The 15,459-nt window shown below is 66.7% G+C and carries 12 protein-coding genes; 6 read left to right on the top strand and 6 right to left on the bottom strand.

Annotated elements, in window-relative coordinates:
* Positions 1-61: 61 nt before the first annotated feature.
* The 3 genes from Q0907_RS03550 to Q0907_RS03540 all read right to left on the bottom strand — a co-directional run bounded on the left by Q0907_RS03550 (position 62) and on the right by Q0907_RS03540 (position 3,869).
* Positions 62-1,426 carry an aspartate aminotransferase family protein gene (locus Q0907_RS03550; protein WP_299341562.1) on the bottom strand — a complete coding sequence of 455 codons (1,365 nt, stop codon included), beginning with the start codon at positions 1,424-1,426 and terminating at the stop codon, positions 62-64.
* 175 nt (positions 1,427-1,601) lie between these two features.
* On the bottom strand, positions 1,602-2,996 hold the full coding sequence (locus Q0907_RS03545; RefSeq protein WP_296279984.1) for a glutamine synthetase family protein: 1,395 nt from the start codon (positions 2,994-2,996) through the stop codon (positions 1,602-1,604).
* A 111-nt stretch (positions 2,997-3,107) separates the two neighbouring features.
* Entirely contained in the window at positions 3,108-3,869 is a 762-nt protein-coding gene (locus Q0907_RS03540) for a gamma-glutamyl-gamma-aminobutyrate hydrolase family protein (protein WP_299341559.1), read from the bottom strand.
* 209 nt (positions 3,870-4,078) lie between these two features.
* Between Q0907_RS03540 and Q0907_RS03535 the strand changes: the two genes are divergently transcribed.
* The 4 genes from Q0907_RS03535 (at position 4,079) to Q0907_RS03520 (ending at position 8,824) form a co-directional block, all read left to right on the top strand.
* Positions 4,079-5,458 (top strand): glutamine synthetase family protein, encoded by a 1,380-nt coding sequence (locus Q0907_RS03535; RefSeq protein WP_299341556.1) that lies wholly within the window; start codon positions 4,079-4,081, stop codon positions 5,456-5,458.
* A gap of 16 nt (positions 5,459-5,474) precedes the next feature.
* The gene (locus Q0907_RS03530; RefSeq protein WP_299341554.1) at positions 5,475-6,758 is read left to right on the top strand and encodes an FAD-binding oxidoreductase; all 1,284 of its coding nucleotides are present in this window, start codon (positions 5,475-5,477) and stop codon (positions 6,756-6,758) included.
* Positions 6,759-6,855: 97 nt separating this feature from the next.
* A complete protein-coding gene (locus Q0907_RS03525; RefSeq protein ID WP_299341551.1) occupies positions 6,856-8,160 on the top strand; it encodes a diguanylate cyclase in 1,305 nt (434 codons plus the stop codon).
* Between the two features lie 202 nt (positions 8,161-8,362).
* A complete protein-coding gene (locus tag Q0907_RS03520) occupies positions 8,363-8,824 on the top strand; it encodes a bacteriohemerythrin (RefSeq protein ID WP_299341548.1) in 462 nt (153 codons plus the stop codon).
* A gap of 133 nt (positions 8,825-8,957) precedes the next feature.
* Here Q0907_RS03520 and Q0907_RS03515 read toward each other — a convergent pair whose 3' ends face one another.
* From Q0907_RS03515 to Q0907_RS03505, 3 genes are all read right to left on the bottom strand, one after another.
* Positions 8,958-10,232: an MFS transporter gene (locus tag Q0907_RS03515; protein ID WP_299341545.1), complete on the bottom strand. Its 1,275-nt coding sequence runs from the start codon at positions 10,230-10,232 to the stop codon at positions 8,958-8,960.
* A gap of 215 nt (positions 10,233-10,447) precedes the next feature.
* Positions 10,448-11,950 (bottom strand): aldehyde dehydrogenase, encoded by a 1,503-nt coding sequence (locus tag Q0907_RS03510; protein WP_299341542.1) that lies wholly within the window; start codon positions 11,948-11,950, stop codon positions 10,448-10,450.
* A gap of 148 nt (positions 11,951-12,098) precedes the next feature.
* On the bottom strand, positions 12,099-12,647 hold the full coding sequence (locus Q0907_RS03505; protein WP_296283067.1) for a cupin domain-containing protein: 549 nt from the start codon (positions 12,645-12,647) through the stop codon (positions 12,099-12,101).
* A 208-nt stretch (positions 12,648-12,855) separates the two neighbouring features.
* On the opposite strand from Q0907_RS03505, the gene Q0907_RS03500 reads away from it, so the two are divergent.
* Together Q0907_RS03500 and ald are read left to right on the top strand one after the other, a co-directional pair.
* Positions 12,856-14,229 (top strand): aspartate aminotransferase family protein, encoded by a 1,374-nt coding sequence (locus Q0907_RS03500; protein WP_299341539.1) that lies wholly within the window; start codon positions 12,856-12,858, stop codon positions 14,227-14,229.
* Between the two features lie 66 nt (positions 14,230-14,295).
* Positions 14,296-15,411: an alanine dehydrogenase gene (ald, locus tag Q0907_RS03495; RefSeq protein WP_296283069.1), complete on the top strand. Its 1,116-nt coding sequence runs from the start codon at positions 14,296-14,298 to the stop codon at positions 15,409-15,411.
* Positions 15,412-15,459 lie beyond the last annotated feature (48 nt).

The raw sequence follows: 15,459 nt of genomic DNA, 5'->3' as shown, positions 1-15,459 counted from the left end.
GGAACCATCATACGCCCGCGCTGCGAGGGCGTGACGCAGCGCACGGGCCGCTTCGATGGCCTCACATGCCCAGGTCCGTCGCGGTGTCGTCGAGCGCCTTCCACGTCTTGTCGAACAGTTCGTCCACCTGCGCACGGGTGATGATCAACGGCGGCGAGAGCAGCATGGCGTCCCAGGTCGCGCGCAGGATCAGCCCATGCTTCAACGCGTGGTCGCGGCAACGCGGACCGACGGTGCCCCGCTCGGGGAAGAAGGCGCGCTTCTTCTTGTCCGGCACCAGTTCCAGCGCGCCCACCATGCCGGCGATGCGCGCCTGTCCGACCAAGCGGTGATCGCCCAGTTCCGCCCAGCGCTGGGCCAGGTAGGGCGCGGTGTCGGTCTTCGCGGTTTCGACGATCTTCTCGTCCTGCAGGATGCGGATGTTCTCGAGTGCCACTGCAGCACACACCGGGTGGCCCGAGTAGGTGGCGCCATGCGCCAGCTCGCCGCCCCGCTCCTTCAGCACGCTGGCCACGCGATCGTTGAACATTGCCGCACCGAGCGGGATGTAGCCGGACGTGATGCCCTTGGCCACCGGCATGATGTCGGGCTGGAAACCGAAATACTGCGAGCCGAACCACTCGCCCGTGCGCCCGAAACCACAGATCACCTCGTCGGCCACCAGCAGTACGTCGTACTGGCGGCAGATGCGTTCGATCTCCGGCCAATAGGTCTTCGGCGGGATGTAGACGCCGATCGCGCCCATGATGGGTTCGCCGATGAACGCGGCCACGCGCTCGGGCCCCAGTTCCAGGATCTTCTGCTCCAGCCGGCGTGCGGCGACCAGGCCGTACTCGTCCTCGGACAGGTCGCCGCCGTCGGCGAACCAGAACGGCGGATCGATGTGGTGGATGTCGGGGATCGGCAGGCCACCCTGCTTGTGCATGCCCTTCATGCCACCGAGGCTGGCGCCGGCCATCGTGGTGCCGTGGTAACCGTCGTGGCGGCCGATGAAGATGTTCTTCTTCGGCTGGTCCTGCACCGCCCAGAAGTGGCGGACCATGCGCAGGATGGTGTCGTTCGCCTCGGAACCGGAATTGACGAAGAAGGAGTGATTGAGGTCGCCAGGCGCCAGCTCCGCCAGTTTCGCGGCAAGTGCGATGGTCGGCTCGGTCGTGCACTGGAAGAAGCTGTTGTAGTAGGCCAGCTGCGTCATCTGCTTCGATGCCACCTCGCCCAGTTCCTTGCGCCCGTAGCCGATGTTGACGCACCACAGCCCGGCAAAGGCATCGAGCAGCTTGTTGCCGTCGGCATCCCAGACGTAGCAGCCCTCGCCCTTGGTGAGGATGCGCGTGCCCCGTTTCGCCAGCGCGGCATTGTCGTTGAACGGATGCAGGTGGTGCTCGGCGTCGAGCCTCTGCAGGGTGCGGGTGTCGAGTTGGGTCATAAGGGCTCCGTGATATCGAGCCCCTCTCCCACCGGCGACCAAAGGAAGTCCCTGTGGGAGAGAGGGGTTGGGGTGAGGGTCCGGCGGAATCATCAGTGGTGAACCATCCCGATTCCGCCGCACCCTCATCCGGCGCTTCGCGCCACCTTCTCCCGGAGGGAGAAGGAAACAACAGTCAGACGTTCAACAACAGGAATTCCCGCTCCCACGAACTGATCACGCGGAAGAAGGTCTCGTATTCCTTGCGCTTGACCGATACGTACGCACGCACGAAGCGCGCGCCCATCAGCTCCTGCAGCGGCTTGCAGCCTTCGAGTTCGTCCAGCGCCTCGCCCAGCGACCGCGGTAGTTCGAAGCCGATGTCCTGCGCGCTGCTGGCCAGCGGCTCGGTCGGCTTGAGTTGTTCACGGATGCCCAGCAGGCCGCAGGCCAGCGTCGCGGCCATCGCGAGATAGGGATTGGCATCGGAGCCGGCGAAACGACTCTCCACGCGCATGTTCTCCGGTGTGTCCATCGGCACCCGCAGGCCGCAGGTACGGTTGTCGTACCCCCACTGCACGTTGATCGGCGCCACCTGCCCCAGCGCCAGCCGCCGATACGAATTGACGTTGGGGCCGAAGAACGCCATCGCCATGGGCACGTACTTCTGCAGCCCCGCCAGGTAATGGCCGAACAGCTTGCTGCCCTTGCCCTCCGTCTTGCCCGTGAACACATTGCGGCCCGTCTTCACGTCCACCAGGCTCTGGTGGATGTGCATGGCGCTGCCGGGCTCGTTCTCCATCGGCTTGGCCAGGAAGGTGGCATACACGCCATGGCGCATCGCCGCCTCGCGCATCGTGCGCTTGAACAGGAACACCTGGTCGGCGCGCGACAACGCATCGTCATGGGTGAAGTTCACCTCGAGCTGGGCGGCGCCGGATTCGTGGATCAGCGTGTCCACGTCCAGTTCCATGGCGTCGCAGTAGTCGTACATCAGGTCGAGGATCGGGTCGAACTCGTTGACCGCATCGATGGAATACGACTGCCGTGCGGTCTCCGGGCGACCCGAGCGCCCGGCGGGCGGCAGCAGCGGGAAATCGGGGTCGGTGTTCTTCTGCACCAGGAAGAATTCCAGTTCCGGCGCGACGACCGGACGCAGGCCTTCTTTCTCGTACGCGGCCAGCACGCGGCGCAACACGTTGCGCGGCGCCAGGTCATGCGGCTTGCCGTCCTTGGTGTGGCAGTCGTGGATGACCTGCGCGGTGGGGTCGGTCGCCCAGGGCACCATCCTCACGGTATCCGGGTCCGGCCGCAGGAACATGTCCGAATCCGACGGCGACGTCAGGTCGTAATAGTCGTCCGGATAGTCGCCGGTGACGGTGGTGGCGAAAATGCCTTCCGGCAGGCGCGTGCCGTAGTCGTGGCTGAACTTGTCGGCCGGAATGATCTTGCCGCGTGCGATGCCGGTGATGTCCGGCACCAGGCACTCGACCTCAGTGATGCTGCGTTCCTTCAGCCAGCGGCGCAATGAACTGTCGGCCGGCTCGGGCGCGGCAGGCTTCTTTCGGGGGTTCGGCTTCTTCTGGCTCATGGTGTCGGTGCGATCGGTAAGGGAGAGAGGAACGGCCGCCTTGCGCGCCGGCGCGCTACGCCGCCATGTCGTGGCGTGCGCTCCCTCTCCATGGCGGGGGATGCCGCCGCTTCATGCCACCGCCCCGCGCCGGGCCGCACGGGCACGGCAGGCATCGCCGAAAGCGCGGAAGATCGCGAGATAGAACGGGTTTTCCGTCACCTTCCATTCCGGATGCCACTGCACCGCCAGCATGAAGGCGGAGCCGTCATGCCGGAACGCTTCGATCAGGCCGTCGGGTGCCTTCGCCTCGACCACCAGGCCGTCGCCCAGCCGACGCACACCCTGGCCGTGCAACGAGTTCACGCTGGCGTGCGTCACCCCGGACAGCTTGGCCAGCAGGCCACCCGGCACCAGCGCGATGTCGTGCGCCGGCCCGTACTGCACGTCCAGGGGATCGTCCTTGTTTTCGCGATGGTCCATGAGGCCTGGCTGCTCGTGTACCTTCTGGTACAGCGTGCCGCCGAAAGCGACATTGGCCTCCTGGAAGCCGCGGCAGATCGCCAGCACGGGCACCCCCACCTCGATGGCGAGCGGGATCAGCGGCAGATTGGTCGCGTCGCGGCGGGGATCCAGCAGGTTGCCTTCATAGCTGGATTCGTCGCTGTAATGGTGCGGCTCGATGTTGCTGACGGCGCCGGTCAGCAGCAGGCCATCGAGGCTGTCGAGCACCTGGCGCAGCGGCAGTACGGGGTCCAGCGTCGGGATCAGCAGCGGCAGGCAGCCCGCCCCGTCGACCACCGCGCGCACGTATTTCTCGCCGACGGCAAGAAAGGGATGCGCACCGATTTGCTTGTGGTCGGTCGGCAGACCGACCCGCGGCAGCGGGGTCATGCAGGAAGCCCGGAATGGCTTGCAGGCACGTTAACCCGGCCGTTTTATTTTTACAACACGAAGGGCTCGGATGACATTTTTGGCGCCCATATGGTGCGCTGCGGCACCAAATTCGGGCGTTTCAGCGGCCCATTGGAAACTTCGCGTTGAGTATTCTTGACGCATCGAACGCTCTGCTAAGCTGCGCCGCAGCCTCTTGGATGACCCTCATGCGCCCTGATTCCGACGCGTCTTCCCTGCCCGCCGACGATGCCGCCACGCTGGCGTCCATCCCCGACTGCGAGCAGATCGACCTGCTGCTGCCCGACATGAACGGACTGCTGCGCGGCAAGCGCATCACCCGCGATGCGCTGGAGAAGGTCTACCGCGACGGCGTCTGCCTGCCGATGTCGCTGATCGCCACCGACATCACCGGCAACACGGTCGAGGAAACCGGGCTGGGTTACGACATCGGCGACGAGGACCGCATCTGCCGCCCGGTACCGGGCTCGCTGCGGCCCGTGCCGTGGTCGCCGCGCCCGGCCGCGCAGCTGCTGCTGAGCATGGAGGACGCGAAGGGCGGCATGTTCGAGGCCAACCCGCGCGAAGTGCTCAAGCGCGTGCTCGCACGCTACGCCGCGCGCGGCCTGAAGCCGGTGGTCGCGGTGGAACTGGAGTTCTATCTGTTCGACCAGCGCATGGACGATGCAGGACGCCCTCGCACGTCGATCAATCCGGCGACCGGGCAACGCAACACCAGCACGCAGGTCTACTACATGGAAGACCTGAACGACTACCGCGGCTTCACCGATGCGGTGGCCGCCGCGTGCCGTGCGCAGCGCATCCCGGCCGATACCGCCGTGGCCGAGTACGCGCCGGGCCAGTTCGAGATCAACCTCAAGCATCGCGACGATGCCCTGCTCGCCTGCGACGATGCGATCTACCTCAAGCGTGCGATCAAGGCCGCCGCGCAGCAGCAGGGCCTGATGGCCAGCTTCATGGCCAAGCCGTTCGCCGAGCAGGCGGGCAGCGGCATGCATATCCACGCCAGCGTGCTGGATGCCGACGGCCACAACATCTTCGCCTCACCGCAGACGGCCCCGGCCGCTGCGCTGAAGCACGCCATCGGCGGCCTGCAGCGCAGCGACCAGGATTGCCTCCTGCTGTTCGCGCCGCACGCCAACAGCTACCGGCGCTTCGTGCTCAACGCGTTCGTCCCGCTCAACGACGTGTGGGGCTACAACAACCGCACCGTCGCCATGCGCATCCCGCACAGCGACGAAGCCAACACCCGGATCGAGCACCGCATCGCCGGCGCCGACGCCAACATCTACCTGGTCACCGCCGCCGTGTTGGCCGGCATGCTGCACGGCATCGAACAGGGCTTCGATCCCGGCCCACCGATCACCGGCAACGCCTACGACCAGACCGAGATCCGCACGCCGTTCTGGCGCGAGGCCATCGGCGCGTTCATGGGCAGCGAGTTCATCCGCGAGCAGTTCGGCACGTCCTTCCAGCACATCTACGGCCAGCAGAAGCTCAAGGAGATGCACAGCTTCTACACCGAAGTGACCGACCTGGAATACGCGTGGTACCTGCGATCGGTGTGAGACAGGCGCTGCCCGCATGACGTCCGCGCATACCTATCCCGACAGCTGGTACGCCGCCAGCACGACGCCGTTGCCCGCGCAGCCGGCACTGGAAGGCCGCATCGAGGCCGACGTCTGCATCCTCGGCGCCGGCTACACCGGCCTGTCGGCGGCGCTGGAACTTGCCGAAGCCGGCTACAAGGTGGTCGTACTGGAAGCCGAGCGCATCGGCTGGGGCGCCTCGGGCCGCAATGGTGGCCAGGCCATTGCCGGCTTCAGCTGCGGCGAAGCGAAGCTCGAAGCGCTGGTCGGCTTCGACGATGCGAAGAAGATGTTCGACCTGTCGATCGACGGCCTGCGCTGGCTGCGCGGGCGGATCGACCGGCACGGCATCGACTGCGACTGGCGCGACGGGCACGCCACCGTACCGATCAAGGCGCGCCAGCAACGCGACGTGCAGGAGGCCGTGGAGGAGTTCAACACGCGCTACCACCACCCCGTGCAGTGGTGGGATCGCGAGCGCCTGCGCGGCGAACTCGCCAGCGACCGCTATCTTGGCGCAATGTACGATCCGGTCAGCGGCCATCTCCATCCGCTCGCCTATGCATTGGGGCTCGGACGCGCAGCGCTGGATGCGGGCGTGCGCATCTTCGAAGCTTCCCGCGTGACGCAGCTCGTACGGGGCACGCGTCCGCGGCTGAAGACCGCGCAGGGCGAGGTCGCCTGCGATACCGTGATCCTCGCGGGCAACGCGCTGCTGCGCGGCATCGCGCCGGAACTCGAATCGCGCATGATGCCGGTGGGCACCTACATCGCCGCCACGCCGCCGCTGGGCGAGCAGCGCGCGCGCGCGCTGATCCGCAACGACATGGCGGTGGCGGACACCAACTGGGCGCTGGACTACTTCCGGCTGGGCCGCGACCACCGCCTGTTGTTCGGCGGTCGCGCCAGCTATTCGACGATGACGCCCCCGAACCTGCGCGGCGTGATGACGCGCCGCATGCACCGCGTATTCCCGCAGTTGCGCGACGTGGGCATCGAGTACCTGTGGGGCGGAATGATCGACATCTCGCTCAACCGTGCGCCGCACTGGGGCCGGCTGGCGCCGAACCTGTACTTCGCGCAGGGCTTCTCGGGGCACGGACTGATCGCCGCGTGCCTGGCGGGCACGACGCTCGCCCAGGCGATCCGCGGTCAATCCGAGCGGCTGGACCTGTTCGAGAAGATCGACCACCACCCGTTCCCGGGTGGCCGTGCCCTGCGCACGCCGCTCCTGGTCGCCGGCATGGCCTGGTACAAGCTGCGCGACACCCTTTGGTGAGCGGCGCCGGCAGCCGCTCATTCCGTGACGCCGCTCTCAAGTCCCGTCCGCCCGGGCCGATAGACATGAAAGGAAACCTTCCTCGGCCTTCCCGAGCATGTCCAGTCCGCAACGCGCCGTATCCGCCATCGCCAGCCAATCGCCCCTGCCCCAGCGGATCCTGGTGGTGGAGAACTCGCGCACGCATGCGCGCCTGATCGGCGAAGCGATCGAACAGAAGCTCAGCCTGCCGGTCGTCTACGCCGCCACGCTGGACGAGGCGCGCACGACGCTGGAGAAGCATCCGGACTGGTTCATGGTGGTCACCAGCCTGGTCCTGGCCGACGGCAGCCACGACGAGGTGGTGGAGTTCTTCCTGTCCCGGCAGTTGCCCACCGTGGTCGTCAGCGGCGTCTACGACGACACGCTGCGCGAGCAGGTACTGCGACGGCAGGTGGTGGACTACGTCCTCAAGAACACGCCCGGCAGCATCGACTATCTCGTGTGGCTTGTGCAGCGCCTGGAACGCAACCGCCGCATCGCCGCCCTGATCGTGGACGACTCCCGTTCCGCCCGCCAGCACGCGGCCGCGCTGTTGTCGATGTACGGCTTCCGCGTGGTGGAAGCGGCGGATGGCGAGGCCGGCCTGGCCATGCTCGACGCCAACCCCGACATCCGCCTGGCGATCGTCGACCAGGAAATGCCCGGCATGAAGGGCCACGAGTTCACCCGCCGCCTGCGTGCGCGCCACGCCCGCGACCACCTGGCGATCATCGGCATCTCGGGTACCAGCGATGGCAGCCTGGTCCCGCGCTTCCTGAAGAGCGGCGCCAACGACTTCCTGCACAAGCCGTTCTCGCGCGAGGAATTCTTCTGCCGCGTCTCGCAGAACATCGACCAGCTGGAACTGATCGGCACCCTGCAGGACCTCGCCACCCGCGACTTCCTCACCGGCCTGCCCAACCGCCGCCACTTCCTGTCCGAGTGCCATGCCCTGCTTCCGAACACCCTGGGCAGGCAACAGTCGGTGACGGCCGCCATCATCGACATCGACCACTTCAAGCACATCAACGACACCCACGGCCACGAAGCCGGCGATATCGCACTGAAGGCCGTCGCCCAGGCCATCGCGCGCCATGCGGGTACGCAGGACCTGATCGCGCGCTTCGGCGGCGAGGAGTTCTGCGCGCTGGTGCCGTACCTGGGCGAAAGCGAAGCCGTGGACTACTTCGAATCGCTGCGCGCGTCGATCGAGGCCCTCGACGTCGACATCGGCGAGCGCACATTGAAGATGACGGTCAGCGTCGGCGTGTTCCGCACGCGCTTTCCCGGCCAGACCCTCAATCACCTGCTCAGCGAAGCGGACCGGCGGCTGTACCTGGCGAAGGCCGGTGGACGGAACCGGGTGGTGTCGAGCGGTTGAAATTCTTCCCTGTGGGAGCGACGTGAGTCGCGAGCTTTCGAGTCGCTGAAGCAAGAGCTCGCGACTCACGTCGCTCCCACACCGGTCATCACGGCCCCTGCGACTGTCCGTCGCATGCGGCATTGATCGGGATCAATGCTGCAAGTGCAGCGCGTACCTAGATTTCCCCGCATTCCGGCATCCGCCGGCAGGGGATCCGAACATGACACTGCTGATCTGGCAGGACGACATGGACACCGGCATCGACATCATCGATGGCCAGCACCGGCGCATCGTGGAGATGATCAACCATCTGCACGTGACCCAGAAGTCGAGGGAGCGTTTCGCCGTCGGCGAAGTGATCGATGAGCTGGTCGACTACACGCTGTCGCACTTCGCGTTCGAGGAAGAGCTGATGGAGGAAGCCGGCTATCCGTTCAGCGCCGCGCACAAGCGCGTGCACGAAGTATTCACCAAGCGCGTGTCCGAGTACCGGCTCCGCTTCGAGGCCGGCGAAGACATCGTGGACGAGCTGCGCAGCATGCTGTCGCGCTGGCTGTTCAACCACATCCGCAACGACGACAAGGCCTACGCGGATTCGGTCAAGCGCCACCTCAACCAGTTCGTCCGCGATCACCAGCAGGGCGGCTGGCTCACCCGCACCGTGAAGCGCCTGTTCGGGTAGCGTGCTGTGTGCGCTTGGGGAGAGATCCTGCGGACGTGCGCGTGGCGCACGCTACGTGACGAATCATGGCGGCGAGATCGTAGCGTGCGCCATGCGCACGACCATGTGATGCCCCATTGCGAGCGTGGATGCCTTACCGCCGGCGCGGCATCGCCAACAAGGCCAGCAACGTCAGCGCGGCCATGCCGGCCAGGTACCAGCCCACCGACGCCAATCCGTAGCGTTCACCCAGCCGCGTAGCGATGTAAGGCGCCGGTGATGCCCCCAGGATGCCGGCCAGGTTGAACGCCAGCGACGCACCCGTGTAGCGCACGGCGGTGGGGAACATCTCTGCAAGGATCGTCCCGCAGGGGCCATAGGTCAGCCCCATCGCGCCCAGCCCCAGCGCCAGGAACGCGAGTACGCCCAGGTCGCTGCCGGACTCCAGCAGCGGAGCGAACAGGAAGCCGAAGCCGATGATGAGCAGCGTGGCGACGATCATCGCGTTGCGCCGCCCGAACCGGTCCGCATACAACGCCGACACCGGGATGGTCAGGGCGAAGAACAGCACGCCGACCATCTGCAGCATCAGGAAGTGCTCGCGCGTGTAGCCCAGCTTCGACGTGCCCCAGCTCAGCGCGAATACGGTCATCAGGTAGAACAGCACGAACGTGGCCACCAGCGCGAGCGTGCCGGTCACCAGGGCGAACGGGTGCTCGCGCACGGTGGTCAGCATCGGCACCTTGACGCGCTCGTCGCGGTCCAGGGCCTTCTGGAAATCCGGCGTCTCGGCGATGCTCAGCCGCACCCACAGGCCGACGAACACCAGCACCGCACTGGCCACGAACGGAATGCGCCAGCCCCAGGCCAGGAACTGCGCATCGCTCATCACTGCGGTCAGCAGCAGGAAGATGCCGGTGGAGAACAGGAAGCCCAGGGGTGCCCCGAGCTGCGGGAACATGCCGTACCACGCGCGCTTGCCGGGCGGCGCGTTCTCAGTCGCCAGCAACACCGCACCGCCCCACTCGCCGCCCAGCCCGATCCCCTGCCCCAGCCGGCACAGCGCCAGCAGCAGGGGCGCCACGATACCGACCTGCGCGTAGGTGGGCAGCAGGCCGATCAGCACGGTGGAGATACCCATCGTCAGCAGCGCCGCCACCAGCGTCGCCTTGCGTCCGATGCGGTCGCCGTAGTGACCGAACAGCGCCGACCCCACCGGCCGCGCGATGAACGCCAGCGCGAAGGTGGCGAACGACTGCAGTGTCGCGGTGGTCGGATCTCCCTGCGGGAAGAACAGGTGCGGAAACACCAGCACCGCGGCCGTCGCGTAGATGTAGAAATCGAAGAACTCGATGGTGGTGCCGATCAGGCTGGCGAACAGCACGCGGCGCGGCGAATTGGCCGGCGCGGGGGCAGCAGTGGCGGTCATGGACGGGCCGGTCGGTGGGACGTGGGCGATTCTGGCAGAAGAACTTCTTGTCGTGAGTCCCCTCTCCCCGCGTGCGGGGAGAGGGTGCCGAAGGCGGGTGAGGGGCGAACGGAATCCACGCAAAACAGGCACCGCGACGACGCCGAGTTCGCGCACGCCCCTCATCCGCCCTCCGGGCACCTTCTCCCCGCTTGCGGGGAGAAGGGAGCATGGGATCAACTCCCCAGATTGATCCAGGTCGCCTTGATTTCGGTGTACTTGTCGAAGGCGTGCAGCGACTTGTCGCGGCCGTTACCGGACTGCTTGTAGCCGCCGAAGGGCGCGGTCATATCGCCGCCGTCCCAGTAGTTCACCCAGACGCTGCCCGCACGCAGCTTGCGCGCCACGCGGTGCGCGCGACTGATGTCGCGCGTCCACACGCCCGCCGCCAGCCCGTACTCGCTGTCGTTGGCCATCCGCAGCGCTTCTTCCTCGCTGTCGAACGCGATCACCGACAGCACCGGCCCGAAGATCTCCTCGCGGCTGATGGTGTGCTCGTGCGCCACGTCGTCGAACACGGTCGGCTCGATGTAGCAGCCGCCGTTTACCACGTCGGCGCGCAGGCCGCCCAGCGCCAGACGGGCACCCTCGGCCTTGCCCTTCTCGATGTAGTCGAGCACGCGCTGCGTCTGACCTTCATCGACCATCGCGCCCATCGGCGCGCCGGGGTCGAGCGGATGGCGCGGGCGCATGGCCTTGCCGGCCTCGACCACGCGGGCGACGAACTCATCCTTGATCGAACGCTCCACCAGCAGGCGCGAGGCCGCGGTGCAGACTTCGCCCTGGTTGTAGAAGATGCCGCCGGCCGCGGCCTTCGCCGCCACCTCGAGGTCGTGCGCATCGGCGAACACGATGTTCGGGCTCTTGCCGCCGCACTCCATGTACGCGCGTTTCATGTTCGACAGGCCCGCGCATTGCAGCAGGCGCTTGCCGACCGCGGTGGAACCGGTGAACACCAGGCCGTCCACGTCCATGTGCAGCGCCAGCGGTTCGCCCGCGGTCTTGCCGAAGCCCGGCACCACGTTGAGCACGCCGGCGGGGATGCCCGCTTCGATCGCCAGCTCGGCCAGGCGGATCGCCGTGAGCGGCGACTTCTCCGAGGGCTTCAGCACGATGGAGTTGCCCATCGCCAGCGCCGGGGCCAGTTTCCACGTCGCCATCAGCAGGGGGAAATTCCACGGCACGATCGCGCCGATCACGCCCAGCGGTTCGCGCGTCACCAGGCCCAGTTCGTCCTGGCCGGTCGCGGCGACTTCACCGTAGACCTTGTCCAGCGCCTCGGCGGTCCAGCCCATGCAGCGGATGGTCGCGGCGACGTCGACGCTACGCGCGTCGCCCACCGGCTTGCCCATGTCGAGCGATTCCAGCAAGGCCAGTTCGTCAGCATGCCGTTCGATCAGTTGGGTGAGCTTGAGCAGCACCTTCTTGCGATGGGTCGGCCGCGCGTTGGACCACGCACCCGCATCGAAGCTGCGGCGCGCAGCGGCGACGGCGCGATTGATGTCCTCTTCCTGCCCATCGGCCACCTGGCCGAGCACGCGGCCGTCGATCGGGCTGAAGCAGTCGAAGGTCTTGCCCGAGGCGGCATCGACGTATTTGCCGTCGATGAAGGCCTGCGTGCGGATCGACAGCATGCCGGCCATGGCCTGCCAGTCCTGTTGCGTGCGGGGGGTGCTCATGGGAACTCCTGGCTGTGTTCCCTTCTCCCAGCGGGAGAAGGTGGCGCGAAGCGCCGGATGAGGGGCGAGCGGAGATGCGTTGTCCGAATCATCCGGACTCCATCGCCCCTCACCCCAACCCCTCTCCCGTTGGGAGAGGGGTATGATTTCAAAACGTTGCCGGCGTATTCGCGCTGACGATCACCGCATCTTCTTCACCGACATTGCGGAAGCGATGCGGCGTGCGACTTTCGAAGTAGTAGCCCTCGCCGGCCTTCAGCACGCGGACCTGCTCACCGACGGTGACCTCCACTTCGCCGGCGATCACCACGCCGCCCTCTTCGCCGTCGTGCAACAGCATGCTGTCGCCGGTATCGCTGCCGGGCGGCATCACTTCGCGCAGGATGCACATCTGGCGCTGCGGGCGATGCTGGCCCACGAGGAAGTAGTGGATGCCGTTGCTGCCAACGTCCGGCAGCTCGTCGGCGACATAGAACGGGCTGTCGGGCAGCCCTTTCTCCAGGTCCAGGGTGAAGAAATCGGCCAGCGAGATCGGAATGCCGTCCAGCACCTTCTTCAGCGAACTGACCGAGGGGCTGACCTTGTTCTGCTCGATCAGCGAGATGGTGCTGTTGGTGACGCCCACGCGCTTGGCCAGCTCGCGCTGGCTGAGGCCTTTGGATTTGCGGACCAGTTGCAGGCGCGCGCCGATGTCCATCACCACCCTGGCAGGAAAGCGGAAAGTGTTGCGGGATACTTTACACCCCCGGGCAGGCCGGTCAATCCGGGCTCTCCACGATATTCGGCAGGCAAGTAAACGAAGTCGGGCGGGGCCGGGACAGTGCGGCGAATCCGACCTCCGGCACGGTTGTAAAGTTTTTTCAACGCGCTAAGCTGCGCCCATCCGCCCCGCCCCTGGAGCCGCGATGAGCGCCGACGACACTTCTTCCCGCGCCCTGGCCGATCACTACGCCCGCCAGAACCTCGAGGCGCCCGCCTCGCTCGACCACTTCTGGATGCCGTTCACGGCCAACAAGCAGTTCAAGGCCAAGCCGAGGCTGCTCGCCAGCGCGTCGGGCATGTACTACAAGGATGTCGACGGCAACGAGGTGCTGGATGCCACGGCTGGCCTGTGGTGCTGCAACGCCGGCCATTCGCGGCCGCGCATCGTCGAGGCCGTGAAGCAGCAGATCGGCACGCTCGACTTCGCGCCCAACTTCTCGATGAGCTCGCCGCTGCCGTTCAAGCTGGCCGAGCGCCTGGCCGCACTGGCGCCGGGCGACCTCAAGAAGGTGTTCTTCAGCAATTCCGGCTCGGAAGCGGTCGACAGTGCACTGAAGATCGCCCTGGCCTACCACCGCGTGCGCGGCGAAGGCCAGCGCACGCGCTTCATCGGCCGCGAGAAGGGCTACCACGGCGTCGGATTCGGCGGCATGTCGGTGGGCGGCCTGCCGAACAACCGCAAGTGGTTCGGCCCGGGCCTGTCGGCGGTCTCGCATATCCGCCACACGCTGGACGTGTCGCGCAATGCATTCTCGAAAGGCTTGCCGCCGCATGGCATCGAACTGGCCGAAGATCTAGAGCGCCAGATCGCGCTGTACGACGCCTCCACGATCGCGGCGGTCATCGTCGAGCCGATCTCCGGCTCGGCCGGCGTGGTCATCCCGCCGCAGGGCTACCTGCAGCGGCTGCGCGAGATCTGCGACAAGCACGGCATCCTGCTGATCTTCGACGAAGTCATCACGGGCTTCGGCCGCGTCGGCCATGCCTTCGGCGCGCAGCGCTTCGGCGTCACGCCGGACATGATGACCGCCGCCAAGGGCATCACCAACGGCTGCGTGCCGATGGGTGCCACGTTCGTCTCCGAGCGCCTGTTCAATGCCTTCATGAGCGGGCCCGACAACGCCATCGACATGTTCCATGGCTACACCTACTCCGGCCATCCGCTGGCCTGCGCCGCCGCGCTCGCCACGCTGGACACGTACGAAGAGGAAAACCTGTTCGACAAGGCGTTGTCGCTGGGCGACTACTGGCAGGAGGCTCTGCACTCGCTGAAGGGTCTGCCGAACGTGATCGACATCCGCAACTTCGGCCTGGTCGGCGCCATCGAACTGGCCCCGCGCCAGGGTGCGCCCGGCACCCGGGCCTACGACGTCTTCGCCCGCGCCTTCCACGAAGGCCACCTGCTGACCCGGGTGACCGGCGACGTGATCGCCCTGTCGCCCCCGCTGATCGTGGAGAAGGGCCACATCGACCGGATCGTGAACATCCTGGCGGACACCATACGGGCAACCGCGTAAAATTACGGATCAACGGCCCCAGCGCTCCCCCTCGCGCGAAGCCCCTTCCCGCTACTGGAGAGCAACATGCTGATTGGCGTCCCCAAGGAAATCAAAAACCACGAATACCGCATCGGCCTTACGCCGTCCGGTGCGCGCGAGCTGGTCTCGAATGGCCACCAGGTCATCGTCCAGCGCGACGGCGGCAAGGCCATCGGCCTGACCGATGAGCAGTACGTCAAGGCCGGCGCGGAGATCGTCGACACCGCGGCGGAAATCTTTGCCCGCGCCGACATGATCATCAAGGTGAAGGAGCCGCAGCCGAACGAGTGCGCCATGCTGCGCCCCGGCCAGGTGCTCTACACCTATCTGCACCTCGCGCCCGATCCTGAGCAGACCAAGGCGCTTGTCGCCTCCGGCGCCACCTGCATCGCCTACGAAACCGTCACCGACCGCAAGGGCGGCCTGCCGCTGCTGGCGCCGATGTCGGAAGTGGCCGGCCGCATGTCGATCCAGGCCGGTGCGCACGCGCTGGAGAAGGCGCAGGGTGGCTCCGGCGTGCTGCTCGGCGGCGTGCCCGGCGTGAAGCCGGCCGAAGTGCTGGTGATCGGCGGCGGCGTGGTCGGCATCAACGCCGCACGCATGGCGATGGGCATGAACGCGCACGTCACCATCCTCGACCGTTCGCTCGACCGCCTGAAGTATCTGGACGAGTTGTACGGCCACCAGCTGACCACGATCTACTCCACCCGCGATGCCATCGAGGAACGCCTGCCCGATACCGACCTGGTGATCGGTGCGGTGCTGATCCCCGGTGCGGCGGCGCCCAAGCTGGTTTCGCGCGACCAGTTGAAGCTGATGCGCCCGGGTTCTGTGCTGGTGGACGTGGCGATCGACCAGGGCGGCTGCTTCGAGACGTCGAAGGCCACCACCCACCAGAACCCCACGTACGAAGTCGACGGCATCATCCACTACTGCGTGGCCAACATGCCGGGCGGCGTCGCCCGCACGTCCACCTTCGCGCTGACCAACGCCACCCTGCCCTTCGCGGTGCAGCTGGCGAACAAGGGCGCGAAGCAGGCGCTGCTGGACGACGAGCACCTGCTCAACGGCCTCAACGTGCACGCCGGCAAGATCACCTACAAGGCGGTCGCCGACGACCTGGGCTACACCTACGTGCCGGCGCGCGAGGCGCTGGCGTAAGACGCTGTCCCTTCTCCCCGCAGATGCGGGGAGAAGGTGCCCGAAGGG

Origin of the sequence: uncultured Pseudoxanthomonas sp. (genome assembly GCF_947498795.1) — a bacterium.
In the GTDB taxonomy this organism is placed as follows: Bacteria; Pseudomonadota; Gammaproteobacteria; order Xanthomonadales; family Xanthomonadaceae; genus Pseudoxanthomonas_A.
The sequence above is the reverse complement of the archived record's forward strand: the minus strand, read 5'-3'. Positions and strand labels throughout refer to the sequence as shown.